Source organism: Serratia sp. MMO-28 (genome assembly GCF_037199905.1).
GTDB lineage: Bacteria > Pseudomonadota > Gammaproteobacteria > Enterobacterales > Enterobacteriaceae > Chania > Chania oryzae.
Window position 1 is genome coordinate 163,904 of the sequence record NZ_JBBCVB010000005.1, and the last position, 25,012, is coordinate 188,915.

Genomic DNA, 25,012 nt, shown 5'->3' on the forward strand with positions numbered 1-25,012 from the left:
AGGACGTTGATGTAACGCGATATTTCTCCTGCTTACGCCGTAGCTACGATATAGTTACTGCGGTTTAACCGTAATTTAATCGCTGCGTTTCATACTGGCTAATCGCGACCTGAACAGAAGAAAAAACGAATGACTGGATTGATGTATTTGACCATGGCAATTATCGCTGAAGTTATTGCCATAACGATGTTGAAAGCCTCTGAAGGCTTTACCCGCCTGTGGCCTTCGGTAGTGGTGATTGTGGGCTATGCCATTGCATTCTGGGGGCTGTCAATGGTGGTGAAAACCATGCCGTTGGGGATTGTCTATGCCATTTGGTCGGGAATGGGCATTGTGTTGGTTTCGGTGGCGGCGGTATTTATTTACCAACAGAAATTAGATTTGCCTGCCGTGCTTGGCATGGGGTTAATTATTGCCGGGGTACTGGTGATTAATTTGTTTTCAAAATCCTCGGTGCACTGATTATTAGCGCAGGTGCTGGCCTGATGGTCTCTCAGGTCAAAAAAAAGCCAAATAAACGCGCGGCGATATTTTCATTATTTAATTATCAGGCTAGATTAAATAGGCTTGCATAAAAGATAGGCTTTTTTATAGCAATGGCAATTTTATACCCAAAATAATTCGAGTTGCAGGAAGGCGGCGACGCATTGACAAATCGGTCTTTTACCGATTTGAACAGCGCTTGCGCTGGCCCGCAGGGTGAGCCTCTTTGAGGCTCATAATCCCCAGGAACTTACTCAAGTCAGTGACTGGGGTGAGTGACAAATCTGCGCAAGCAGATTTGAACGCTGCTTGCAGCGGCCCCGAAGGGGCGAGGCCCATGGATGGGCCGAGTAACAAAGCCAACGCACATGCAATTTGAAGTATGAAGGGTATACACAGCAAAGTCGTAGCGGGTTCAGAGGTAAGAATAATGACTACAGCGAAATGGCTGTTTGCCAGCCTGGTACTGGTTTTGGCTGCTTGCAGCAGTAACAACGAAGAACCACCACAGAAAGGTACCAGCGCCAATATTGGCACGATACCCACCAGCGCTAACTGCGCCAGCGTCGGTGGTGTAACCACCATTGCGCATAACCTGAACGGTGATACGTTGAGGATGTGCCAGATGCCAAACGGCAAGCAGTGCGAAGAGTCTGCGTTGGGGTTTGGAGCCTGTGCGGGCTGATGAGTGAGTTGCCGGGCCACGGAGTGGCCCGGCCTAATGATTAAAGTTGATTCGGGCAACTTTCGCCGTTTGCAAGCTGTTCAATATTTCTCAGCGTGGTTTCCGAAATGCTGGTCAGCGCCTCTTCGGTGAGGAAGGCCTGGTGACCGGTGAACAGCACGTTATGGCAGGCAGACAGGCGGCGGAAAACGTCATCCTGGATCACGTCGTTAGATTTGTCTTCAAAGAACAGATCGCGTTCATTCTCATACACGTCCATGCCCAGCGCACCGATTTTCTGCTGTTTCAGCGCGTCAATGGCCGCTGATGAGTCAATCAACCCGCCGCGGCTGGTGTTAATCACCATCACCCCGTCTTTCATTGAGGCGAAAGCATCGGCATTCAACAGGTGATGGTTTTCTGGCGTAAGTGGGCAGTGCAGGGTGATCACGTCAGATTGGCCATACAGCGTTTTCAGATCCACATACTCCGCTCCCAGCTCCAGCGCCTGCTCGCTGGGGTAAGGATCGTAGGCCAACAATTTCATACCGAAGCCTTTCAGAATGCGCATGGTCGCGACGCCGATCTTGCCGGTACCGATCACGCCTGCCGTGCGGTTATGCATATTGAAGCCGATCAGCCCTTCCAATGAAAAATTGGCGTCGCGGGTGCGCTGGTAGGCTCGGTGAATACGGCGGTTGAGGCACATCATCATCCCTACCGCATGTTCTGCAACCGCTTCCGGCGAATAGGCTGGAACGCGCACCACTTTGATCCCCAGCTCTTTGGCCGCCTCCAGATCAACGTTATTGAACCCGGCACAGCGCAGAGCGAGGATCTCTACGCCTATCGCCGCCAGTTCTTCCAACACGTCGCGGCAACCATCGTCATTCACAAAAATACACACGGCCTTGCAACCGTGAGCGGTTTTGGCGGTTTTCTTGCTGAGAAGAAAATCAAAAAACTCCAGCTCATAACCAAACTGCTGATTTACCAGCTCAAGGTACTTGCGGTCATACTGTTTGGTACTGTAAATCGCCATTTTCATCGTGGTTTCTCCCGCGTAATCATCTGTTCAATTTAGCTTATTTTGCTAAATTTGACAATGAGTTAGCTTATTTTTACCTGCGGACCGAACCCGATTTTACTGCTTTAAATCAGGGCATTAGTGGTTTTTACAACGCCGAGAGAATATGGCCGGAACAACCCACTCACTACATTAACAATGGGAATGTATCACTTTCACCTGTCAGGGGATTCATGCCATCATTACCGGTGATTTGATGGTAATGACCTTGTTTCATCAGTGTTTATCAGGAATAACATCGGCGCGTAATGACAAAGAGATTAAAAATATCCATTGGGATAGTGGCGGGCATCACCCTCCTGTTAATCACGTTGTGGCAAACGTTGCCACGCTGGTTGCCACGCGCCATCGCACCTTGGTTGCCGCCGGGGAGCCAACTGATATTACAGGGGCCGCTGCGCTGGCAGCAGGGGGCTTTGCACATTGACGGCGTGCGCTTTAATGCGCAGGGGTGTGCCGTCGCTGACGCTGGCACGCTGAGCCTGGCTTATCAGCATGGCCGTTGGTTGCTGAATGGCGACCACCTGACGGTGGATACCGCCTGCTTGCCTAAACTGCCTGCCAGTGATACCAGCCAACCCCCTTTGACTCTGGATCGGCTGCAAAGCCGGCTCCCGGCATTTGAGCTGAATATCGGCCTTTTCACGATTGCGCCGTGGCAATTTTATGCCGGTAAGCTGCAATTGTTGTCTGCTGCCAATGATCTGCATCTGCATTATCAGGGGCTGAACCTAAGCGCCGAAGCCGTGTTCGACGAACGCCAGCAATTGGCGCTCAATCGCTTAAGCATCACGCCGCCTAATGGTGCTCCGCCGCTCCAACTGAGCGGAAAAGTGCTGGTGCCGCTGGATTTCAGCAGCCTGCCAGCCCAGGGGGCGCTGCAGGGGGAAATGCAAACCGCCTATCTGGCAAAACCTTTGCTATTGGACTTGCGCTGGCAACAGCAGCAAGGGGTGCTGACCTTAACGGAAAAGGGCGATGCCCAGCCTTTGGCGACGTTGCCGTGGGAGGTGACACCGCAGCAGATCCGCATTGATCAAGGTGAATGGCGCTGGCCTTACATTGAGCAACCGCTGAGCGGCGGTTTGAGCATGGCGCTGCATGACTGGAGTAAAGGGCTGGATGAAACCCAAATCAGTGCACGCTTGAACGTGATCACTGCCGGGCACAATGGCAAGGGTAACGCCGTGCTGACGCTGGGGCCAGGCAAGGTTGGGCTGACTAACAGCGATCTTGGTTTTCAACTGACCGGTCAGGCCAATCTGGCCGATTTTTCGTTCACTGCCTCCATTCCTGGCGTGATCAGCGGCACTATTCTTAACCCCACATTGGCACTGCAGCCCGGTTCGCTGCTGCGCGCCTGGGGGCAGGCAACGCCCGAGATGAGGCTGGAGGAGGCGCGCCTACCGCTGGCCGGGGTGAAAGTCACCGCTGCAGGCATCACCGGGCGCTTACAGGCGATCGTGAACGCCAGCGATCGCTACTGGGGGCGATTCAGATTACACCTGGATGGCCAGGCGCAGACATTCTGGCCGGATAATGGCCGCTGGCAGTGGCGCTACTGGGGAAACGGTAAGCTGCCTCCGCTACAGGCGGTGTGGGACGTGGCGGGCAGCGGCAATTGGCAGGATACTGCCATTACGCTCAACCAGCTGTCGACCGGGTTCAATCAGCTTAAATACGGCATGGTGACCGTGATGGCCCCACGGTTAACACTCAGCCAACCGGTGGTGTGGCAGCGTAGTGCCAGTTCGCCGCGCTTTGGCGGCAATCTGCAATTGGTGGCCGAGCGGGTCAACTTCAGCAATGGTGCGCATCTGCCGCCTTCGGTGCTGGATTTGCAACTCGCCGGCAAGGAACCTGATGATTTCCAATGGCAAGGTAAGCTACAGGCGCAGCAGATCGGGCCGATTGCGCTGCGTGGCCGTTGGGACGGCGAGCGCTTGCGCGGTGAAGGCTGGTGGCCGAAACAGTCGCTGACGGTATTCCAGCCGCTGATTTCACCCGATCTCAATTTCAAACTGCGCGATGGGCAATTTTATGCACAATCGGCGTTTTCCGCCGCACGCAAGCAGGGCTTTGAGGCCGGTGGTCACTGGGTGGTGAGAAACGGTGGCATGTGGCTGAACGACGGTGAAATGAGCGGGCTGGATTTTGTCTTGCCCTATCGGCTGCAGAACCACCATTGGCAGCTTGGAGCCACACGGCCGGTGATGTTGCGTATCAAGTTGCTCAGTAATCTGTTTGAAATGCAGAATATTACCGCCGATTTGCAAGGCACTTATCCGTACAGCGAAGCACGGCCGCTGACGTTGAGCAACGTTGGCGTGGATCTCCTCGATGGGCATATCAGCCTGTCGGCCTTGCGGCTGCCCCAGCATGATGCGGCGGTATTAAAGCTGGATAAGATCGATCTTAGCGCCTTGTTCACCGCCCTGAATCCGAAGCAGTTCGCCATGTCCGGGCGGGTGAACGGTGAATTACCGCTGTATCTCAATCATCCTAAATGGCTGGTGCGCGACGGCTGGATCGCTAACGATGGCCTGCTGACGCTGCGGCTGGACAAAGACATGGCCGATGCGCTGGGCAGTAATAACCTGGCAGCCGGTGTTGCCATTGATTGGCTGCGTTATATTGAAATCAGCCGCTCCAAGGCGCGGGTCGATCTCGACAACTTGGGGGAACTGACGCTGAAGGCGCAAATTAATGGCGTCAATCCGCAGAAAAATGCCAAACGTGGGATTATCCTTAACTATAGCCATCAGGAAAACGTGTTTCATCTGTGGCGCAGCTTGCGTTTCGGCGACAATTTACAGGAGTGGCTGGAGCAGGCCCTCTCACAACCTGGGGAACAACCATGAATAACACGACCGGGGCGTTGTTGGTAGCCGTGCTGGGCGTTTGCTTACTGAGCGGTTGTGTGCCGCGCATTGAAGTGGCAACGCCAAAAGATCCGATCACCATCAATATGAACGTCAAGATTGAACACGAGATCCGTATCAAAGTGGATAAGGACGTTGAAAGTCTGCTGAAAAACCAGAGTGGTTTATTCTAGGAGCCAAGATGAAAAAACGTTATCTGTGGTTGATCGGCGCTGGCTGGCTGTTCAGTGGAATGGTTCAGGCGCTGACGCTGGATGAGGCCAAGCAGCAGGGGCGGGTGGGGGAAACCCTGAGTGGATATATCGCCCCCGTCAAACGGGATGCCGAAACTCAGGCTCTGGTGCAGCGCATTAATGCCGGGCGGACCGAAAAATACCAGGAAGTGGCGGACAGCAACCACATTGCGATCGACGAAGTAGCGCGTCTGGCGGGGCAGAAACTGGTCGCCCGTGCGTCAGCCGGTGAATATGTGCGCGGCATCAACGGCCAGTGGCTGAAGAAATAAAAAAGCGCGCCGAAAGGCGTAATGCCGATCAGTAAGGCTAACCAGTTCCCTCTCCCACAGGGAGAGGGGGCTATACCTTTAGCATCCGCTGCATAATTATGCGTTTTTTTGCTTAACTGACCTGCATTACGCCGAAAGGCGCGCAACTATGCAGTAATTTTATTATTGTGGGTTATACGAGATTTGCAGGGCTTGTGTAACGCGATTACGCTGCGATCACGTCTGCCAGTGCCGCTTTGGCATCTGCCTGTGCCTTGCTCGCCACATCTGGACCATAAGCAATACCTTCCGCAAACACGAACTCGACGTTGGTAATGCCGATAAAGCCCAGGAACAGGCGCAGATAAGGTTCAACCAGATCGGTTGCGGTGCCTTTATGGATGCCGCCGCGGCTGGTCAGGATGATGGCGCGTTTACCTTTTACCAGGCCTTCTGGGCCGCTTTCGGTATAGCGGAAGGTCACACCGGCACGGGCGATCAGGTCAAAATAGTTCTTCAACTGGGTTGGAATGTTGAAGTTGTACATTGGTGCGGCGATTACGATGGTGTCATTGGCCTGCAGTTCGGCAATCAGCTCATCAGACAGGGCCAGCGCTTCTTTCTGACGCGGCGTCAGTGGGGCATCTGAAGGACGCAGTGCCCCCACCAGTTCACCATCCAGCACCGGGATTGGTTGTGCGGCCAGATCGCGCACGGTGATGGTGTCGTTGCTGTGAGCCGCAGCCCACTGTTCAACAAAGAAATCGGCCAATTGGTTGGACTGGGAGTAGCTTGCCAGAATGCTTGATTTAAGAACCAATACTTTGCTCATCGGTAGTTCCTTGGTTATGACAGTGACATCAGGACGCGTTGTCCTTTGCATGGAGTACACTCTATGCATCTTCATTCAACAGTGATAGTGGAATATTTCGAGATCTTTGTTCGATTTTATTGAACGACGCAAACCTGGCTAAGCGGATGGATTACTGAGAAAAACTCCGGTGTGATATCCTATACCCTTCGTCTTTCGCGTTGCAGCGTTGTTGGCTTCGTTCCCTCGCCCCAGTCACTGACTTGAGTAAGCCCAGGGGACTCACTAACTTGCCGCCTAGCTGCAACGTGAAATCCATTGGGTATATGCGAATAATAATTCACCCTATTTAAAATCGTTGCTATACCGTGATGACGCAGCGAAGAAACAAGGAATACTGAACGTGAAATCTCCGCTCGCGGCTCTTTCAGCCCCATTGGCTGACTTGATGCTCCGTGATCAACAGCGCCTGCAACGCCGGTTGCAGGGCGCACGAAAGGTCAAAAACCCAGAGGCTCAACAGGCGGTGGCTGATGAAATAGCCAGTGATATCGCTCAGGCGTTGCAGAAAGTGCAGTCGCGCGCCGCGTCCTGCCCGAAAATCACTTACCCGGAAAGCCTGCCGGTCAGCCAGAAGAAACAGGACATCCTTAACGCCATTCGCGATCATCAGGTGGTGATCGTGGCCGGTGAAACCGGTTCGGGTAAAACCACCCAGTTGCCAAAAATCTGCCTGGAGCTTGGGCGCGGGGTGAAAGGGCTGATCGGCCACACCCAGCCGCGCCGCTTGGCGGCACGAACCGTTGCCAACCGCATTGCCGACGAGCTGGAAACCCCGTTGGGTGGCAGCGTGGGCTATAAGGTGCGCTTTAACGATCAGGTCGGTGAAAACACCCTGGTCAAGCTGATGACCGATGGCATCCTGCTGGCCGAGATCCAGCAGGATCGGCTCTTGATGCAGTACGACACCCTGATCATCGATGAAGCGCACGAGCGCAGCCTGAACATCGACTTCATTCTGGGCTATCTGCGCGAACTGTTGCCTAAGCGCCCGGATCTGAAGGTGATCATCACCTCGGCCACCATCGATCCGCAGCGTTTTTCGCGCCATTTCAATCATGCGCCGATTATTGAAGTTTCAGGCCGCACCTACCCGGTAGAGGTGCGTTACCGGCCGGTGGTGGATGACGCCGACGACACCGAACGCGATCAGCTGCAGGCAATTTTTGATGCGGTTGATGAACTGGGCCGCGAAGGGCCGGGCGATATTCTGATCTTTATGAGCGGCGAGCGCGAAATCCGCGATACCGCCGATGCCTTGAACAAGCTGAACCTGCCGCACACCGAAGTGCTGCCGCTGTATGCACGCCTGTCGAACAGCGAACAGAACCGGGTATTCCAGTCTCACCATGGTCGCCGCATTGTGCTGGCCACCAACGTGGCGGAAACCTCGCTGACCGTGCCGGGCATCAAATATGTGATCGATCCGGGAACCGCGCGTATCAGCCGCTACAGCTTCCGCACCAAAGTGCAGCGCCTGCCGATCGAACCGGTTTCACAGGCTTCGGCCAACCAGCGTAAAGGCCGCTGCGGGCGCGTTTCTGACGGGATCTGTATTCGCCTGTATTCAGAGCAGGATTTCCTGTCGCGCCCGGAGTTTACCGATCCGGAAATTCTGCGTACCAACCTGGCTTCGGTTATTTTGCAGATGACTTCGCTGGGGCTAGGGGATATTGCGGCTTTCCCGTTTGTCGAAGCGCCGGATAAGCGCAATATTCAGGATGGCGTGCGGCTGCTGGAGGAGTTGGGGGCGATCAAAACCGCCGTTAACGGCCATTACCAGCTTACGCCACAGGGCCGCCAACTGGCACAGTTGCCGATCGACCCGCGCCTGGCGCGCATGATATTGGAAGCCCAGAAGAGCGGCAGCGTGCGTGAGGTGATGATCATTACCTCTGCGCTGTCGATCCAGGATCCGCGCGAGCGGCCGATGGATAAACAGCAGGCGTCAGATGAAAAACACCGCCGTTTCGCCGATAAAGACTCCGATTTCATGGCGTTCGTCAATCTGTGGGATTACCTGAAGGAGCAGCAGAAAGAGCACTCCTCTAGCCAGTTCCGCCGCCTGTGCCGCAATGATTTCCTTAACTATCTGCGCGTGCGCGAATGGCAGGATATCTACACCCAACTGCGCCAGGTGGTTAAGGAACTGGGCCTGCCGGTCAACAGCGTACCTTCGGACTTCCGCAGCATACATACCGCACTGCTGACGGGCTTACTGTCGCACGTCGGGCAGAAAGATGCCGACAAGCAAGAGTTTACCGGTGCGCGCAACGCCCGTTTCGCCATTTTCCCCGGTTCGGGCTTATTCAAGAAACCGCCGAAGTGGGCAATCGTGGCCGAACTGGTGGAAACCAGTCGCCTGTGGGGGCGCATTGCCGCGCGGATTGAACCGGAATGGATCGAACCGCTGGCGCAGCACTTGGTGAAACACCATTACAGCGAACCGCACTGGTCGAAATCCCAAGGGGCGGTGATGGCCAGCGAAAAAGTTACGCTGTTCGGTTTGCCGATCGTCGCGGCGCGCGCGGTGAATTACAGCACCATTGATCCGCTGTTGTGCCGTGAGTTGTTTATCCGCCATGCGCTGGTGGAGGGGGATTGGCAGACGCGTCACGCCTTCTTTGCTGCCAACCTGAAGTTGCGTGCCGAAGTGGAAGAGTTGGAGCATAAATCACGCCGCCGCGACATTCTGGTGGATGATGAAACGCTGTTCAGTTTCTATGACCAGCGTATTCCTAGCGACGTGGTCTCCGGGCGCCATTTCGATCACTGGTGGAAAACCGCAGCCAAGCAAACACCAGATCTGCTCAACTTCGAAAAAGCGATGTTGATCAAGGATGGTGCCAATAAGGTCAGCGCGCTGGATTATCCGAACACCTGGTATCAGGGCGACCTTAAGCTGCGCCTGACTTACCAGTTTGAGCCGGGTACCGATGCGGATGGGGTGACGGTGCATATTCCGTTGCCGATCCTCAATCAGGTGGAGGCGGCCGGTTTTGAGTGGCAGATCCCCGGTATTCGCCGCGAACTGATCATTGCACTGATCAAATCGTTGCCGAAGCCGGTGCGGCGCAATTTCGTGCCGGCACCTAACTACGCCGAGGCATTCCTGGGGCGTGCTACGCCGTTGCAAATGCCGCTGCTGGATTCACTGGAACGCGAGTTACGGCGTATGACCGGCGTGACGGTGTCACGTGATGATTGGCAATGGGATCAGGTGCCCGATCATCTTAAAATGACTTTCCGCGTGGTGGGCGAGAAACACAAAGCGCTGCGTGAAGGTAAAGACCTGATGGCGCTGAAACTGCAACTGAAAGAGCAGGTGCAGGAAACGCTGTCGGCGGTGGCGGACGACGGTATTGAGCAGAGCAACCTGCATATCTGGAGCTTTGGCAAATTGCCCGAGTTTTATGAGCAGAAGCGCGGCGGTTACTCCGTCAAAGCTTATCCGGCACTGGTGGATGAGAAAGACAGCGTGGCGATCCGCCTGTTCGACAGTGAGCAGGAACAGCAGCAAGCCATGTGGCAGGGAACGCGCCGTCTGCTGCTGCTGAATATTCCGTCGCCCATCAAGTATCTGCATGAAAAACTGCCGAATAAGGCCAAGCTGGGGCTGTATTTCAACCCGTATGGCAAAGTGTTGGAGCTGATCGATGACTGTATCTCATGTGGTATCGATAAGCTGATTGCCGAACACGGTGGGCCGGTGTGGCAGGAAGAAAACTTTGCCCGGCTGCAGGAGTTGGTGCGTGCGGAGTTGAACGACACGGTGGTGGACGTGGCCAAGCAGGTAGAACAGATCCTGACCACGGTGTTTAACATCAATAAACGCCTGAAGGGCCGGGTGGATATCTCGCTGGCGTTGGCGCTTGCAGATATTAAAGCCCAGCTTGGTGGCCTGATTTACCGCGGGTTTGTCACTAATAACGGCTTTCACCGTCTCGCGGATACCCTGCGCTATCTACAGGCCATCGAACGCCGTTTGGAGAAACTGGCCGTCGATCCGCAGCGGGATCGTGCGCAAATGTGGCGGGTGGAGCAGGTACAACAGGCTTGGCAGCAGTGGCTGAACAAACTGCCGCCGAAGCGCCAGCAGGATGAAGAAGTGAAAGCCGTGCGTTGGATGATTGAAGAGTTGCGCGTTAGCCTGTTTGCGCAGCAGTTGGGCACGCCTTATCCCATTTCGGAGAAGCGTATTCTGCAAACTATCGAGCAGCTTTCGGCGTAGCGAAGAGACCGCCGCCGAGCGGTTGCGGTCTAGGCAAGCCCAGGGTGCGCGGAGTGGCTATTCCCCTGCCGCCAACGTATTCAGTGCTTCACGAATGCCGGTAACGGAAAGTGCCCGATTGTCGGCCCGGTAGCGATCTGCTGCTGCCGGTGCCGAACTCTGGATGGCAATCAATCGCCAGCCATCGTCGGTTTTCAGTAACAGTGGGGAACCGCTGTCGCCTGGTAAGGTGTCACATTGGTGTGACAACACGCCTTTTTGTGCCCAGCCGGTCACTTTGCAGCCTTGGTGACCATAGAGATTATCTAAATGGTCTTCCGGATAACCCGCCTGAGTAATCAGGCGCTTCGTCTTCTTCAAGGCCTGAGTTAATGCTTTGCTGTCGCCTTGCCACAGTGGCAGCGGTTTAATCGGTAAAGCGCTCTGATCTTTCAGCCGAATCAGCGCAAAATCGTAAGCGGCTGCCGCAGGAGGCACGATCCAGCCATCACCATCGGGTTTGAGCTTTTTACCCAGCTTCTGATCAACCAGCGTTTCAATATTATCCGTCTGGTATTGCCAACCGTTGCTGTTGGAAATAAACCGCAGGGTTACCGCTTTATCCAGATGCCCTGGTGGTGCCAGTACGCAGTGGCCTGCAGTGAGCGCCAAATGCGGCGAGATCAGCGTGGCGGTGCACAGGTTACCGCTGGCGGTTTCAACTTGACCAATCGCCTGCCATGGCCAACCGCTGGTTTCTGCTACTTTGATGCGTTCATCTTTGCCGAAGAACAGGCGGGTTTGTTCTGCCCCAGATGCCTCAGAAGGGCTGTCAGCGCGGGCGGAACAGGGTAAAGCCAGTGGAAATGAACACAGCAACAGCAAAACGGGTATGCGCATAGGTTTATTGCCTGACAAGTACAAATTTCCCATAAATATGATGAATGCTAACTATAGACTGATTTAGCTATCACGTGGATGGTCAGTCGTTGATTTCCTGACAAAAAGTGATGGGAAATTAAAGATAAAAGAAGACGGCGATGAATCCGCAAACGATCAGGGTGCCCAGGATGATCTCAAACAAGTAGCGACGCAGCATAGTGACAACCCCCCGATGGAAAAACACCCGGCGAACCGGGTGTTGAGCAAATCTTGCCAGAACAGGTGAGGGGTGCCTCACGCCACCTTGCTATCAAGCCGCTGGAGTTGCTACTTTTTTGTGGTGCTTTTTAGCCGCCTGGGCTTTCTGGACAGGTGCCTTTTTGTGGTGTTTCTTGGCTGCCTGAGCTTTTTGCTCAGTGGCTTTCTTCGCGTGGTGTTTTTTCGCGTGAGTGGCTTTAGCCGGCGCCGCCTGAGTGGTGGTTGCGCCAGCCGCTGGAGCCATAGTATCCGCGGCGAAAGCGACAGAAGACAGACCCATTGCAGCGGCAACAATCAGAGCTAATACTTTTTTCATCGTGGATCCCTCAAATTACTGTTTATGTTTCAACCCCACTGCGGGGCCGTTGAAATAATCTTATGCAATGGGCGGAATACTTTCCGTGAGTGATTGGTTTCGGCTTGTAACCTAATGTACAGGCCACTGATTTTCTATTTTAGTTACAACATACAATAAGGGATAATTACCCCAACCTTCTGCGGCTTCCACGCTATCGGGAAGAGGCTGCTCTCTGGTATTTCTGCCGGTCTAACAGTCGGAAAAGGCACGGTATTACCCGTGCCGGAAGGGGTTACAGATAGCGGCTTTCCAGGTGCTGGCGGAAATAACCTGGATTCAGCGTTTCACCGGTGGCGTTGGCAATCAGCGTATTGGTCGGGTAACGGCTGCCGTGTTGCCAGATGTTTTGCTGCAGCCAGTGGAACAGGTGGCTTAAGTCGCCCGCGGCAATCTCATCGCTCAGATTCGGCAGAGCTTTACGCGCGTGCTGGAATAGCTGTGCGGCATACATGGCACCGAGAGTGTAGGTGGGGAAGTAACCAAAAGCGCCATCGGTCCAGTGAATATCCTGCATACAACCATTGCGGTAATTGCCTACCGTATCCAACCCGAGATAGTGGTGCATTTTCTCGTTCCACAACGTGGGGATATCTTCTACCTCAATCTCACCTTCAACCAATGCCTGTTCGATTTCGTAGCGCAGGATCACATGGGCAGGATAGCTCACTTCATCGGCGTCAACGCGGATTAGGCCGGGTTTTACGCGTTGATTCAAGCGGATAAAATTGCTCTCTTCCAAGGCTGCTTGCTCACCAAACTGGGCGGTGACCAACGGGCGCAGGATCTTCAGGAAATCGCCGCCGCGTGCCAGTTGCATTTCAAACAGCAGGCTTTGTGATTCATGAATGGCGGTCGAACGGGCTAGGGCAACGGGCTGGCCGAGCCACTCGCGCGGCAGGTTTTGCTCATAACGGGCATGGCCGGTTTCGTGCACGATGCCGAGCAATGCGGTAAGAAACTCATTTTGGTTGTAACGGGTGGTGATGCGTACATCTTCCGGCACACCGCCGCAGAATGGATGCACGCTCACGTCAACGCGGCCGCCGTCGAAGTTGAAACCTAGCAGCTTCATCACGCTCAGGCCGAGTTGACGCTGTTTTTCAAGATCAAACGGCCCCTGTGGGATCAGACAAGGTTCATTTGCCTGTTTGGCGACCACTTTTTGCAGTAAATCCGGCAGCCAGGTTTTTAGATCGCCAAAAATGCGATCCAGATCGCGGCTGCTCATACCAGGTTCATACAGGTTGAGCAGAGCATCGTAACGGCTGACACCGGCGGCTTGTGCACGAATTTGCGCTTCTTCGCGGGTCAACTTGACCACTTCACGCAGGTTATCGCTAAAACCCAGCCAATCGTTGGCCGGGCGCTGTGCCCGCCAGGCATGTTCACAACGAGCACCTGCCAGCGACTTGGCCTCAACCAGCGATTCTGGCACCAGCACGGCGTTATCGTACTGCCGCCGCATTTCCTGCAGGTTGGCGCGATCAATATCGCTCAGGGACTCTTGCTGCGCCTGTTCCAGCAGGGTGCCGGTTTTCGCTGCCGTCAGGATTTGGTGTTTCAACACGCTCAATTCGGCCAGCGCAGCGGAGCGAGCTTTGCTGCCACCTGGTGGCATCATGGTTTGCATATCCCAACCGCCGATGGCAGAAAGGTGATCGAACCGCGAAAGGCGGGTGAATAACGTGCGTAGATCTTCGTAAGCCGATGAGGAAGGTGCAGATGTCATGATTTAACTCCATATGTCTGTCCCGCTTTTCGCACTGCGGCGAATGCATGGGGATCTCGAATCGGTTAACCTCAGACCGATTCTGTTTTTAAATCAAAGGGCTGTTTGACCGGCCAGCAGAAACGGAAGCTGGCACCGCCCAATGAACTGGCTTCAACAAAGACATGGCCCTGATAGGCCACCGCAATGGAATGAACAATCGCCAGCCCCAGCCCGCAGCCGCCGGTGGCGCGATCGCGGCTCGGATCGAGGCGCACAAAGGGTTCAAAAACTCGCTCTCGTTCGTCTGGCGGGATACCTGGGCCATCATCTTCCACCTGCAGACAGGCATCGTCGCCATCAAACCACAGGCCGACGCGCAGGTTCTGTTCCGAGTAGCGCAGCGCATTGTTGACCAGGTTGTCCAGCACCCGTTCCATCAGCCGCAAATCGACACCGCCAAAATCACCCACGTGCGGGATATTCAGCTCAATCTGCCGCTCAGGATGGATCAACTGCATGTCGGCCACTTTATCTTTCAGCCAGCCAGGTAAATCGATCGGTTCGATATTCAGCGCCACCTGCGGGCGATCCAGCCGCGCGTAGGTCAGCAACTCGTCAATCAGTGATTCCAACTGGCCGATATCACGATTCAGCGCCTGCTGTTCGCTTTCGGAGAGATTATCGCTCATCGCCAAGCGGTAACGCAGGCGAACCAGCGGGGTGCGCAGTTCATGAGCGATACCATCGATCAGTTGCTTCTTGCTGGCAATCAGCGTGTTGATGTTATCCGCCATCTGGTTGAATGCGACGCCGAGCCGGCTGAGGCTGGAGGTGGGTTCAAAGTAAGTGCGCTCGTCAAGATGGCCCGCCCCCAGACGCTGGGCGGCGTTTTCCAACTTCAGCAAGTCTTGCCAGTGCGGGCGCATCCACAGGAACACCGGCAAAGCCAGCGACATCCCGATAAAGATCAGCAAAGCCAAATCCAGGATCCGCATCTGGTGCAGATAGAACAGATAAGGGATCGGGCCAACCACCAACACATAGTGGCTGCGTGGAATGCGTTGCATAAAGGTATAGCGATCGTCCAGGGCGATGATTTCCCCCAGCCGCAGCCGTTTGGTGAGCTCATCACTCAGGTTCTGCTTACCCAGTGGCTCTATATGCAGCTGGAATGACAGGTTTAAATCCAGCGTGGCGATGGTTTTGTTCCAATCTTTGAGCGGGGTTTCCCGCAGTTCGCTGCGCATCAGGTACAGCGAGCTTTTCATCAGATCGTCCATCGACTGGCGGCCAGCGCGCTCGGCGGTGAATTTGTAAACCAGGCCTACCAGCATCGCCATTACTAGAAAACAGACAAACAGCAGCAAAAAGAACTGAACAAAAAGTTTTCTCATTGCTGCACCGATGCCCAGGCGTTGGGGGCGAACAGATAACCCTTGTTACGCACAGTTTTGATGCGGAATGGTTCCAGCGCATTGTCATACAGTTTGCGGCGCAGGCGTGAGATGGCTACGTCGATGCTGCGATCCATACCGTCATAGCTGACGCCACGCAGGTTTTGCAATAGGGCTTCGCGATCCATGATCTGCCCGGCATGGGTAGCCAATTCCCACAGCAGATCGAAGTCCGAAGTGGAAAGGGTGATCGTCTCTTCCCCCAGGGTCACCTGGCGGTTGACCGGGTCGATACACAACAGGTCGAAGTGCAGCGCATTGTGCTGGGTGATCGTCTGGGTGGGTTCTTCTTTCGGCTGGTTACCGTGTTGGCGCAGGTGTAAGCGTAGGCGAGCCAGCAGAACCGCAGGAGGCGTGGTCTTCAGAATATAGTCATGGGCACCCATCTCCAGTGACAGAATGTGGTTCATATCGCTGTCGAGAGAGGTGAGCAAGACAATCGGGCCGGGATAAACCGGGCGCAGATCGCGGCACAGCGTCATGCCATCTTTGCCGGGCAGCATAATATCCAGCAGCACCAGATCTGGCTGCTCCCGCTCGATGCAGGCCTGCGCCGTGTCGCCACGCGGCTCAATGATAACGTCAATATCGTGCTTGCCCAGATAGGCGGCAATCAGTTTGCCCACTTCCGGGTCGTCTTCTACAAAAACAATTTTAGTCATTTTGAGTGGTTTTATAAGAAAAACGGCATTCAGCATAGCGCGCCCTTCGGCGTTACGCTATGTCCATGATTCAACGTAGCGGTCGCCCGCCATCGACACCATGGGTGCGCCCGGTAACGTAACGGCTACTCATCAGATAGTCCACCAGATTGACCACCTCTTCCTCGCCTGGGGCGATTTTCATCAGCGATTTTTCCAGTGCCTGGCGGCGATAGGCTTCATCATCGTCGTGATTGAACATAATCAGCGCCGGAGCGATGGCGTTCACTTTCACTTCCGGTGCCAGCTTGCGCGCAAAAGAGCGGGTCATATTATCCAGTGCGGCTTTACTGGCGGCATAGGCGATGTGTTTGTCACTGCCTTTTTCCACCACGTAATCAGTAAGATGGATAATATCGGCCCCCGCTAGCCCTTGGCCTCGCAGGCAGGATTCCAGCAGTTGATTTAACAGGTACGGCGTATAAACATGGATCTGCAGCATGGTGGCCATCACCTGCTCTGGCGGCATGGCGGCGGATTCTGCCAACCAGGCGCTGGCATTGTGGATCACCGCCCGCAGTTTCGGTGCGATCTCAGTGACCTGCTCGGCAAACCGATAGATACCCGCATGTGTCGAAAAGTCACTCTGCAGGCAAATTGCCCCCAGTGCTTTTAATTCGGCCAATGCCGGATAGTCGCTGCGATAGGCGATAATCACCGGAATATTGCGCTGCAAAAATGACTTGGCCAGTGCGAGGCCAATCCGGCGCGCTCCGCCGGTAATCAGCACCGGGGCTGCATTGTGAGGTACCATCAAGTAAAGCTCCTGGGCAAGCTGGCAAACCATGAGGGAATCATGTCATTATACGGTAGAAAGCCGTTAAAGCTTCCCTTCGATTATCCATTTCAGGTGTATTACCCACTGGCTATCAGCAGAGAGGAAAGGGGGATGAGGAATAATCACGCGCACGGTGAGAGAGTCTGTCTCGATTATATGGATTTTCTGTCCGCATCCTGCAAGAAACAATGGCGCTTTATTGATGCCATTTACGGTGTGATGCCGATTTTTGGCATGGTCTTGAAGTCAGAGGCGGCAGAAGCGCAAACGCGCAAAGAACAATTAAAAGCCCTGGCCTTACAGGTGGTCTCCACCCAGCTTAGCGATGAAATCAATATTATCCGTTTGATCGATCTGGCCCGGCAGCAGCAACTGGCGGTGTTTGATATTCAATTGCCTTATGCGCTGGATGCTGAACAGTTGGCGGCGATCGAAAAAAAGTGCGCCAATCAGGTGCTAGTCACTCAGGTAGGGGAACGCATTACCATCACCGCGCAGCCTCTTGCCGGAAACTGACCGGGTGAAGCCACCCGGTTTCGCTTAATTTACTGCAACATAAACCAGCCGGCTGGCACCGTTGCCGCCAGCAACAGAAAAATACTGCCTTTTTCCAGCGTGCTCAGCAATTTTACATCTTCATGCCCGCGACGTGCATAGATAAATACCAGCAACCCAGGCGCATACAGCAGCACTGACATCAGCAGATGCATGGGGCCTGAGGCGTATAGCAGCCAGATCCCATACAGGCAGGCGCCGGTAGCGGCAAAAATTAACCGCTTGTCCTGGCGCTTGCGGGCCACTTGAAACAGGAAGGCACCCACCAGGAAGTAGGGCACCAGAATCATTTCAGAAGCTATGGTCAGCAGCGAGTTATAGTTGCTACCGGTCAGCCAGATGATAACCAAGGCAATTTGCACCGCGCCGTTGGTCAGCCACAGCGAGGCTGAAGGGGCGTGATTTTGGTTCTGCTGACGGAACAGCTTAGGGAATGCGCCGTGCTGTGCGGCCAGCAGCGGCACTTCTGCTGCCATGATGGTCCAACTCAGGTAAGCGCCACAAACCGAAACGATCAGGCCAGTCGCAATGATCACATTGCCCCACGGGCCGATCAGATCCACCATCAATACTGCCATGGACGGATTGCGCATTTCGGCCAGTTCGCTGCGCGGCACGACACCGAGTGAGAGCAGGGTAACTAACAGATAAACCGCTAGCGCAGAAAGCACCGCTAGCAGGGTGGCACGGCCAACGTCCTTCTTGTCGCGTGCGCGGGCAGAAACCACCACTGCACCTTCTACACCGATAAACACCCAGAGCGTGATCAGCATGGTGTCTTTAACCTGCTGCCAAACCGGCGTGCCGAGTGCAATACCGTGGAAGTCGAGCGTGAAGACCTCCATACGGAATGCCATAGCGGCGAGCACGGCAAATAAACCGAGTGGGATCAGCTTGGCCAGCGTAGCAGCAAGATTGATGCTGGCGGCGGTTTGCACACCGCGCAACACTAGCGCATGTACGATCCACAGCAGCACGGATTCGGCAATCAACGCCTGCCAGGTATTACCGTCGCCCAGAATCACCGTGCCGCTACGATCGGTAAAAATGCTCAGCGCGGCGAACACGATCACCAGATAAGAAACGTTGGCGATCACCGCACAGAGCCAGTAGCCCCAGGCGGAGCAAAAACCGACCAACTCGCCGAAGCCCTCTTTGGCATAGGTAAAAATTCCGCCGTCAAGGTCGGGGCGCAGGCGAGTCAGTAACAGCATGGCAAACGCCAGGAACAGTATGCCGACGCCGGTGATGGCCCAACCAAGCAGCAAAGCGGCGGGGCTGGCCACCGCGGCCATATTTTGCGGCAGACTGAAGACGCCAGCGCCCAGCATAGAACTGAGCACCAAAGCGGTTAACGCGGTAAGACCTAGTTTCTTTTCCAATGACAGATCCTGATGCGGAATAAACAACTGTATGAGCGCCGTTAGGTTGCAATAACGTAATGATAATCACTGCATAAACAGGCGATAGCCCTAAAAACTGGCGCAGATTTTACGGAGAGAAATTGGCGGATGCAATGATTGACTATGCGGGTTGGATAAAAACTTATTCACTCAATGCGGTGATTTGGCCGCAAAAAAGAGGGCAGCTTAATTGCTGCCCGCGGGTGAACCGTAAGCTGAGAATTATTTGAACAGATCGGCGCTGACGGTCAGGTTGCCGCCGCTGTTGTTCTGCCATTGACGCGTCACGTGATAGTACTTGGCGCCTTTCTCTGCGGCACGTTTCGCCACTTCGCTGGAAACTTCAGTCATGCTGCTGAAATGGCCGTTGAAGGTCACAGAGTCAAACGGCACCATTTGCGCGGCGGCGGCATTATTCAGTTCCTGAATCTTGGTACCATTCGGCAGTGTGACGGTGTAACGCTCACCGGTAGAGGATTGCGTTTCGAAGAAACGGCCAATCTCACGGCTCGGCGATCCTGAAGAAGCAACCCCAGGAATCTCCACTTTAGCGGCTTCTGCACCACCTGCGGCCAACGCCGCACGGCCAGCATCAGAATCGGCGGGGATCACATCCGGGCTCTGAACCACACGCTTAGGGGCATCGGCTTTATAAATGAAGGCGGTAATAAACTGGTTGCCGCCCTGGTTGGCGTCAACCTGGCGCACGATAAAGAATGAAGCGGCACCCTTTTTCTTCGCTTCTTTGGCGATAGCATCGTTGATGTCTGGCTGGCTGCGGAAGAAACCGCTAACGGTGACGGTGTCGTAAGGCTCAACCAGGTACGCTTCATCTTTTGGCAGTTCGTTCACACCATCAAAGACACGGTAGTTTTTCTCTTTGCTCACCTCTGGCGCATCTTTATGGTAAAGATCTGCGGTGACTCGCCAGTTGCCGCCGTTGTTGCCGCTGTTAAGGTCTTGAATATAGAAGGCATCGGCGCCCAGTTTATCTGCGCGGCGTGATACGGCATCGGCAGCTTCATAGATGGCATTAAAGCGGCCGGTAATGGTGATGCGATCAAACGGTTTGATAGCCGCTGCTCTTTCCGGTGTTAACTCTTGCGCGGCATGCACAGATAGCGCGGTGAGTGATAACAAGGCTGATGCGATGATCGTGGTCTTCAGCTTCATAAAAAATCCTTTCGCCTAGCGCATTAACGTTTATATAAGTGTCATTCAGCCGCAGATTATGACATGGCATCTCGGCAAATGTCTCCGCATTTTATGTGATGCTCTGAGACAAATCCGTGTCAGAGCCTGTTACCGGTTATATTGCCAATTCGATATAAGTTTCAATAATAAAGCACTTCATCTCATTAATGTTAATTATTCACAATTTTATAACTTTTATGCTTTAAGGCCGCCGCTGGCAGGAAATGGCTGAGAGCAAGGCTTGTACAATACTGTGATGAAAAGAGCTATTGCCGCATCTTTTTCGCGCAAAATTGCGATTCGTCATATCCTTAAGTGAATTTTTATGTAAAAACTGACCGCTAAGCGTAAGCAATTATGGATCATCGATCATATTTTCAGTAGGTTATAGATGGCGCCTTAATTTGTGTGTAAACAAGTCTAGAAAAAACCTTGTTTGACCGGTGCTATTGCTATGGGTAGAAAGAAAATAAACATCATCAAAGACAGGTGAGAAGGGAACATTATGCGTATTGGTGTACCAAGAGAACGGTTGGCCAATGAAGCCCGTGTTGCAGCAACGCCGAAAACGGTAGAGCAATTGCTGAAACTGGGCTTTACCGTCGCGATCGAAAGCGGGGCGGGCAAATTGGCAAGCTTTGATGATGTCGCTTATGAATCCGCAGGAGCGACAATTACCGATACCACGGACGTGTGGCAGTCGGATCTGATTCTGAAAGTTAACGCGCCACAAGAGGACGAAATCGCGTTAATGCGTGAAGGGAGCACGTTGGTCAGCTTTATCTGGCCTGCGCAAAATCCGGAGCTGATGGCAAAACTTGCGGCACGCAAGGTTACCGCGATGGCGATGGATTCTGTGCCGCGTATTTCTCGTGCGCAGTCTCTGGATGCATTGAGTTCGATGGCCAACATCGCTGGCTATCGCGCCATCGTTGAGGCCGCACACGAGTTTGGGCGTTTCTTCACCGGCCAGATCACCGCCGCGGGCAAGGTGCCACCGGCCAAAGTGATGATTATCGGTGCTGGCGTGGCTGGCCTGGCGGCGATTGGTGCCGCAGGCAGCATGGGGGCCATTGTGCGCGCCTTCGACACCCGCCCGGAAGTGAAAGAGCAAGTGCAGAGTATGGGTGCAGAATTCCTCGAGCTGGACTTTGAGGAAGAAGCGGGCAGCGGCGACGGCTATGCCAAAGTGATGTCAGAAGCCTTTATCAAGGCCGAGATGGCGCTGTTTGCCGCCCAGGCGGAAGAGGTGGACATCATTGTCACCACCGCGCTGATCCCGGGTAAACCGGCACCGAAGCTGATTACCAAAGAGATGGTCGCTTCCATGAAGCCGGGCAGCGTGATTGTCGATCTGGCAGCCCAAACCGGTGGTAACTGCGAGCTGACCGTGGCTGATCAGGTCACCATGACCGACAACGGCGTGAAAATCATCGGTTATACCGATCTGCCAAGCCGTTTGCCGACGCAATCTTCACAGCTTTACGGTACCAACCTGGTTAACCTGCTGAAGCTGTTGACGAAAGAGAAGAACGGCGAGATCGATATCGATTTCGAAGACACCGTGATCCGCGGTGTGACCGTGGTACGTGAAGGCGAAGTGACCTGGCCAGCACCGCCAATCCAGGTTTCCGCTCAGCCGAAGCAGGCTCAGGCGGCGGCTCCGCTAGAAAAAATAGAGAAAAAGCCAGCGTCACCTTGGGTGAAATACGGCCTGATCGCGCTGGCGATCGTGCTGTTTGGCTGGTTTGCCAACTCGGCACCGAAAGAGTTCCTGTCACACTTTACCGTGTTTGCGCTGGCCTGCGTGGTGGGTTACTACGTGGTTTGGAACGTCAGCCATGCATTACATACCCCGTTGATGTCGGTGACTAACGCGATCTCAGGGATTATTGTGGTCGGTGCGTTATTGCAGATTGGCCATGGCGGTTGGGTGAGTTTCCTCTCCTTTATCGCCGTGCTGATTGCCAGCATCAACATTTTTGGTGGATTCACCGTTACTCAGCGCATGCTGAAAATGTTCCGCAAAAACTAAGGGGTAGCAAATGTCTGGTGGATTAGTTACAGCTGCATACATTGTTGCCGCTATTCTGTTTATTTTCAGCCTGGCCGGTCTTTCGCGCCATGAAACGTCGAAGCAGGGGAACCTGTTTGGCGTCGCCGGGATGGCGATTGCGTTGATCGCCACCATCCTCGGGCCGCACTCCGGCAACGTGGGCTGGATCATTATCGCAATGATTATCGGTGGTTCGATCGGTATCTATCTGGCGAAGAAGGTCGAAATGACCGAAATGCCAGAACTGGTGGCGGTGCTGCACAGCTTTGTGGGGCTGGCGGCGGTTCTGGTGGGCTTCAATAGCTATCTGGATCACGGCGCGCCAATGGATCCGGTGATGGAAAATATCCATCTTACCGAAGTGTTCCTCGGCATCTTCATTGGTGCAGTGACCTTTACCGGTTCAATCGTGGCGTTCGGCAAGCTGCGCGGCATTATTTCTTCCAAGCCGCTGATGCTGCCACACCGTCACAAGCTGAATCTGGCGGCGATCGTGGTTTCTTTCCTGCTGATGGTGCTGTTTGTGCGTACCAGCAGCGTGGGTTGGGAAGTGTTTGCGCTGTTGATCATGACGATTATCGCCCTCGGCTTCGGTTGGCACTTGGTGGCGTCGATCGGCGGTGCCGACATGCCGGTAGTGGTGTCAATGCTCAACTCCTATTCGGGTTGGGCCGCAGCGGCGGCAGGTTTTATGCTGAGCAACGATCTGCTGATCGTGACCGGTGCGCTGGTTGGTTCTTCCGGTGCGATCCTGTCTTACATCATGTGTAAAGCAATGAACCGTTCGTTTATCAGCGTGATCGCCGGTGGTTTTGGTACCGACGGCTCTTCAACCGGTGATGCTGAAGAAATGGGCGAATACCGTGAAACCACGGCGGAAGAAGTGGCTGAGCAGTTGAAGAACTCAACGTCAGTGATCATCACCCCGGGTTACGGCATGGCGGTCGCGCAGGCGCAGTATCCGGTGGCGGAAATCACCGAGAAGCTGCGTGCTCGCGGTATTAAGGTGCGTTTCGGTATTCACCCGGTGGCGGGCCGTTTACCCGGCCACATGAACGTGCTGCTGGCGGAAGCCAAAGTGCCATACGACGTGGTGCTGGAGATGGACGAAATCAACGAAGATTTCCCTGATACCGACACCGTGCTGGTGATCGGCGCTAACGATACGGTGAACCCGGCAGCGTTGGAAGATCCACGCAGCCCAATCGCCGGTATGCCAGTGCTGGAAGTGTGGAAAGCGCAAAACGTGATTGCGTTCAAACGCTCGATGAATACCGGTTACGCCGGTGTGCAGAACCCGCTGTTCTTCAAAGAGAACACCCAGATGCTGTTTGGCGATGCCAACGCCAGCGTGGAAGCGATCCTGCGCGCGCTGTAATCGGGAACCGCAAGGTAAAAACACGAGTTCCGGCTCGTGTTTTTTTTCGCCGTAATAGTGATAAATTTTCAGCATTGGCCATGATATTTGTGCTTAATTGAATAAATCAGTTCAAGGTTTATGCAATTCAACACATCAGATCACCAAACAGGGGCGCAATGAGGTATCTTATGTGCCGATTTCATCCATTTAACGGATCCTAGACCCATTATGATTATCAAACCTAAGGTTCGCGGCTTTATCTGCACCACCACTCATCCGGTGGGTTGCGAAGCCAATGTTCGTCGTCAGATTGCCTACACCAAAAAGCAGGGCACCATTGCCAATGGCCCTAAGCGTGTATTGGTGATCGGGGCTTCCACCGGTTATGGTCTGGCCTCCCGTATTGCTACCGCGTTCGGCAGCGGTGCCGCCACCATCGGCGTGTTCTTTGAAAAAGCAGGCACGGAAAGCAAACCTGCGACGGCGGGTTGGTACAACTCAGCCGCGTTTGACAAGATCGCCAAAGAAGAAGGGCTGTATGCCAAGAGCATCAACGGTGATGCCTTCTCCAACGAATGCCGTGCCAAGGTGATTGAGCTGATCAAAGCCGATCTGGGCCAGATCGACCTGGTGGTTTACTCGCTGGCGTCGCCAGTGCGCAAAATGCCGGATACCGGTGAAGTCGTGCGCTCTGCGTTGAAGCCGATCGGCGAGGTGTATACCACCACGGCGATCGACACCAATAAAGACCAGATCATCACCGCCACCGTTGAACCGGCGACGGAAGAAGAGATCCAGAACACCATCACCGTTATGGGCGGGCAGGATTGGGAACTGTGGATGTCGGCGCTGGAAGAGGCCGGGGCACTGGCCGAAGGCGCCAAATCCGTGGCTTACTCCTATATCGGTACCGATCTGACCTGGCCAATCTACTGGCATGGCACCCTGGGCCGCGCTAAAGAAGATTTGGATCGTGCCGCCACCGCCATTCGTGGCGATCTGGCAGCCAAAGGCGGTACAGCCCATGTGGCGGTGCTGAAATCGGTAGTGACTCAGGCGTCTTCGGCAATTCCGGTGATGCCGCTGTATATCTCCATGGCTTTCAAGATCATGAAAGAGAAGGGCATTCACGAAGGCTGTATGGAACAGGTTTATCGCCTGATGCGTACCCGCCTGTACGGTGACGACCTGGCTTTGGACGATCATGCCCGTATCCGTATGGACGACTGGGAACTGCGCGACGACGTGCAGCAGGCGTGCCGCGATCTGTGGCCATCCATCACCTCTGAGAACCTGAGCGAACTGACCGATTACACCGGTTACAAGCAGGAGTTCCTGCGCCTGTTCGGTTTTGGCTTGGAAGAAGTGGATTACGATGCTGACGTCAACCCGGACGTGCGCTTCGACGTGGTTGAACTGTAAGTTTTCACGCTATAGCCAGCAAACAGGGCCTTTCGGCTAATGCTGAGCAGTGAAGGCTAACCAGTTCCCTCTCCCTTGGGGAGAGGGTTAGGGTGAGGGGACGAGCACCGCACGACTTGCCCCTCACCCCGGCCCTCTCCCACAGGGAGAGGGGGCAACACCTTCAGCAAATGATGCATGATTATGTCGCTTTACGCTT

General features: G+C 54.4%; 20 protein-coding genes. 10 read left to right on the plus strand and 10 right to left on the minus strand.

Going from position 1 to position 25,012, the window contains the following annotated elements; all coding sequences use genetic code 11:
- Nucleotides 1-129: 129 nt before the first annotated feature.
- Both WG891_RS06295 and WG891_RS06300 read left to right on the plus strand, forming a co-directional pair.
- Entirely contained in the window at nt 130-462 is a 333-nt protein-coding gene (locus tag WG891_RS06295; protein ID WP_337261945.1) for an SMR family transporter, read from the plus strand.
- Between the two features lie 451 nt (nt 463-913).
- Complete coding sequence (locus tag WG891_RS06300) at nt 914-1,168, plus strand: putative hemolysin (protein ID WP_337261946.1); 255 nt, start codon at nt 914-916, stop codon at nt 1,166-1,168.
- A gap of 40 nt (nt 1,169-1,208) precedes the next feature.
- Here WG891_RS06300 and WG891_RS06305 read toward each other — a convergent pair whose 3' ends face one another.
- Nucleotides 1,209-2,195 (minus strand): 2-hydroxyacid dehydrogenase, encoded by a 987-nt coding sequence (locus tag WG891_RS06305; protein WP_156292327.1) that lies wholly within the window; start codon nt 2,193-2,195, stop codon nt 1,209-1,211.
- Nucleotides 2,196-2,482: 287 nt separating this feature from the next.
- Between WG891_RS06305 and WG891_RS06310 the strand changes: the two genes are divergently transcribed.
- From WG891_RS06310 to WG891_RS06320, 3 genes are read left to right on the plus strand one after another with little or no spacing between them, the layout of a single operon-like run.
- A complete protein-coding gene (locus WG891_RS06310; protein WP_337261947.1) occupies nt 2,483-5,095 on the plus strand; it encodes a YdbH family protein in 2,613 nt (870 codons plus the stop codon).
- Nucleotides 5,092-5,289, plus strand: coding sequence for a YnbE family lipoprotein (locus tag WG891_RS06315; RefSeq protein ID WP_337261948.1), 198 nt, complete (start codon nt 5,092-5,094; stop codon nt 5,287-5,289). Before WG891_RS06310 ends, WG891_RS06315 begins: the two co-directional genes overlap by 4 nt.
- Before the next feature lie 8 nt (nt 5,290-5,297).
- Nucleotides 5,298-5,621: a YdbL family protein gene (locus WG891_RS06320; protein WP_337261949.1), complete on the plus strand. Its 324-nt coding sequence runs from the start codon at nt 5,298-5,300 to the stop codon at nt 5,619-5,621.
- Between the two features lie 205 nt (nt 5,622-5,826).
- On the opposite strand, the gene azoR is transcribed toward WG891_RS06320, so the two are convergent.
- Nucleotides 5,827-6,432: an FMN-dependent NADH-azoreductase gene (gene azoR, locus WG891_RS06325; RefSeq protein WP_337261950.1), complete on the minus strand. Its 606-nt coding sequence runs from the start codon at nt 6,430-6,432 to the stop codon at nt 5,827-5,829.
- A 382-nt stretch (nt 6,433-6,814) separates the two neighbouring features.
- Between azoR and hrpA the strand changes: the two genes are divergently transcribed.
- Nucleotides 6,815-10,702, plus strand: coding sequence for an ATP-dependent RNA helicase HrpA (gene hrpA / locus WG891_RS06330; RefSeq protein WP_337261951.1), 3,888 nt, complete (start codon nt 6,815-6,817; stop codon nt 10,700-10,702).
- A 57-nt stretch (nt 10,703-10,759) separates the two neighbouring features.
- Here the strand turns inward: hrpA and WG891_RS06335 are convergent, their stop codons facing one another.
- The 6 genes from WG891_RS06335 to folM form a co-directional block, all read right to left on the minus strand.
- Nucleotides 10,760-11,581: a trypsin-like serine peptidase gene (locus tag WG891_RS06335; protein WP_337261952.1), complete on the minus strand. Its 822-nt coding sequence runs from the start codon at nt 11,579-11,581 to the stop codon at nt 10,760-10,762.
- Between the two features lie 292 nt (nt 11,582-11,873).
- On the minus strand, nt 11,874-12,137 hold the full coding sequence (gene asr, locus WG891_RS06340) for an acid resistance repetitive basic protein Asr (RefSeq protein ID WP_337261953.1): 264 nt from the start codon (nt 12,135-12,137) through the stop codon (nt 11,874-11,876).
- Nucleotides 12,138-12,411: 274 nt separating this feature from the next.
- Nucleotides 12,412-13,908, minus strand: coding sequence for a carboxypeptidase M32 (locus WG891_RS06345; RefSeq protein ID WP_337261954.1), 1,497 nt, complete (start codon nt 13,906-13,908; stop codon nt 12,412-12,414).
- A gap of 71 nt (nt 13,909-13,979) precedes the next feature.
- A complete protein-coding gene (gene rstB, locus WG891_RS06350; RefSeq protein WP_337261955.1) occupies nt 13,980-15,284 on the minus strand; it encodes a two-component system sensor histidine kinase RstB in 1,305 nt (434 codons plus the stop codon).
- Entirely contained in the window at nt 15,281-16,006 is a 726-nt protein-coding gene (gene rstA / locus WG891_RS06355; RefSeq protein ID WP_337261956.1) for a two-component system response regulator RstA, read from the minus strand. Before rstA ends, rstB begins: the two co-directional genes overlap by 4 nt.
- 70 nt (nt 16,007-16,076) lie before the next feature.
- The gene (gene folM / locus WG891_RS06360; RefSeq protein ID WP_337261957.1) at nt 16,077-16,799 is read right to left on the minus strand and encodes a dihydromonapterin reductase; all 723 of its coding nucleotides are present in this window, start codon (nt 16,797-16,799) and stop codon (nt 16,077-16,079) included.
- Nucleotides 16,800-16,934: 135 nt separating this feature from the next.
- Between folM and WG891_RS06365 the strand changes: the two genes are divergently transcribed.
- A complete protein-coding gene (locus WG891_RS06365; RefSeq protein ID WP_337261958.1) occupies nt 16,935-17,339 on the plus strand; it encodes a hypothetical protein in 405 nt (134 codons plus the stop codon).
- 29 nt (nt 17,340-17,368) lie between these two features.
- Here the strand turns inward: WG891_RS06365 and WG891_RS06370 are convergent, their stop codons facing one another.
- Nucleotides 17,369-18,760 (minus strand): amino acid permease, encoded by a 1,392-nt coding sequence (locus WG891_RS06370; protein ID WP_337261959.1) that lies wholly within the window; start codon nt 18,758-18,760, stop codon nt 17,369-17,371.
- Between the two features lie 243 nt (nt 18,761-19,003).
- A complete protein-coding gene (gene ydgH / locus WG891_RS06375; protein ID WP_337261960.1) occupies nt 19,004-19,954 on the minus strand; it encodes a DUF1471 family protein YdgH in 951 nt (316 codons plus the stop codon).
- 526 nt (nt 19,955-20,480) lie between these two features.
- On the opposite strand from ydgH, the gene pntA reads away from it, so the two are divergent.
- The 3 genes from pntA to fabV all read left to right on the plus strand — a co-directional run bounded on the left by pntA (nt 20,481) and on the right by fabV (nt 24,813).
- A complete protein-coding gene (gene pntA / locus WG891_RS06380; protein WP_337261961.1) occupies nt 20,481-22,010 on the plus strand; it encodes a Re/Si-specific NAD(P)(+) transhydrogenase subunit alpha in 1,530 nt (509 codons plus the stop codon).
- Between the two features lie 10 nt (nt 22,011-22,020).
- Nucleotides 22,021-23,409: a Re/Si-specific NAD(P)(+) transhydrogenase subunit beta gene (gene pntB / locus WG891_RS06385; protein ID WP_337261962.1), complete on the plus strand. Its 1,389-nt coding sequence runs from the start codon at nt 22,021-22,023 to the stop codon at nt 23,407-23,409.
- Between the two features lie 210 nt (nt 23,410-23,619).
- Nucleotides 23,620-24,813: an enoyl-ACP reductase FabV gene (gene fabV, locus WG891_RS06390; protein ID WP_337261963.1), complete on the plus strand. Its 1,194-nt coding sequence runs from the start codon at nt 23,620-23,622 to the stop codon at nt 24,811-24,813.
- Nucleotides 24,814-25,012 lie beyond the last annotated feature (199 nt).

Coding starts and splice junctions, on each gene's coding strand:
- WG891_RS06295 (WP_337261945.1), top strand. CDS start 130: ATGACTGGATTGATGTATTTGACCATGGCAATTATCGCTGAAGTTATT.
- WG891_RS06300 (WP_337261946.1), top strand. CDS start 914: ATGACTACAGCGAAATGGCTGTTTGCCAGCCTGGTACTGGTTTTGGCT.
- WG891_RS06305 (WP_156292327.1), bottom strand. CDS start 2,195: ATGAAAATGGCGATTTACAGTACCAAACAGTATGACCGCAAGTACCTT.
- WG891_RS06310 (WP_337261947.1), top strand. CDS start 2,483: ATGACAAAGAGATTAAAAATATCCATTGGGATAGTGGCGGGCATCACC.
- WG891_RS06315 (WP_337261948.1), top strand. CDS start 5,092: ATGAATAACACGACCGGGGCGTTGTTGGTAGCCGTGCTGGGCGTTTGC.
- WG891_RS06320 (WP_337261949.1), top strand. CDS start 5,298: ATGAAAAAACGTTATCTGTGGTTGATCGGCGCTGGCTGGCTGTTCAGT.
- azoR (WP_337261950.1), bottom strand. CDS start 6,432: ATGAGCAAAGTATTGGTTCTTAAATCAAGCATTCTGGCAAGCTACTCC.
- WG891_RS06335 (WP_337261952.1), bottom strand. CDS start 11,581: ATGCGCATACCCGTTTTGCTGTTGCTGTGTTCATTTCCACTGGCTTTA.
- asr (WP_337261953.1), bottom strand. CDS start 12,137: ATGAAAAAAGTATTAGCTCTGATTGTTGCCGCTGCAATGGGTCTGTCT.
- WG891_RS06345 (WP_337261954.1), bottom strand. CDS start 13,908: ATGACATCTGCACCTTCCTCATCGGCTTACGAAGATCTACGCACGTTA.
- rstB (WP_337261955.1), bottom strand. CDS start 15,284: ATGAGAAAACTTTTTGTTCAGTTCTTTTTGCTGCTGTTTGTCTGTTTT.
- rstA (WP_337261956.1), bottom strand. CDS start 16,006: ATGACTAAAATTGTTTTTGTAGAAGACGACCCGGAAGTGGGCAAACTG.
- folM (WP_337261957.1), bottom strand. CDS start 16,799: ATGGTACCTCACAATGCAGCCCCGGTGCTGATTACCGGCGGAGCGCGC.
- WG891_RS06365 (WP_337261958.1), top strand. CDS start 16,935: ATGAGGAATAATCACGCGCACGGTGAGAGAGTCTGTCTCGATTATATG.
- ydgH (WP_337261960.1), bottom strand. CDS start 19,954: ATGAAGCTGAAGACCACGATCATCGCATCAGCCTTGTTATCACTCACC.
- pntA (WP_337261961.1), top strand. CDS start 20,481: ATGCGTATTGGTGTACCAAGAGAACGGTTGGCCAATGAAGCCCGTGTT.
- pntB (WP_337261962.1), top strand. CDS start 22,021: ATGTCTGGTGGATTAGTTACAGCTGCATACATTGTTGCCGCTATTCTG.
- fabV (WP_337261963.1), top strand. CDS start 23,620: ATGATTATCAAACCTAAGGTTCGCGGCTTTATCTGCACCACCACTCAT.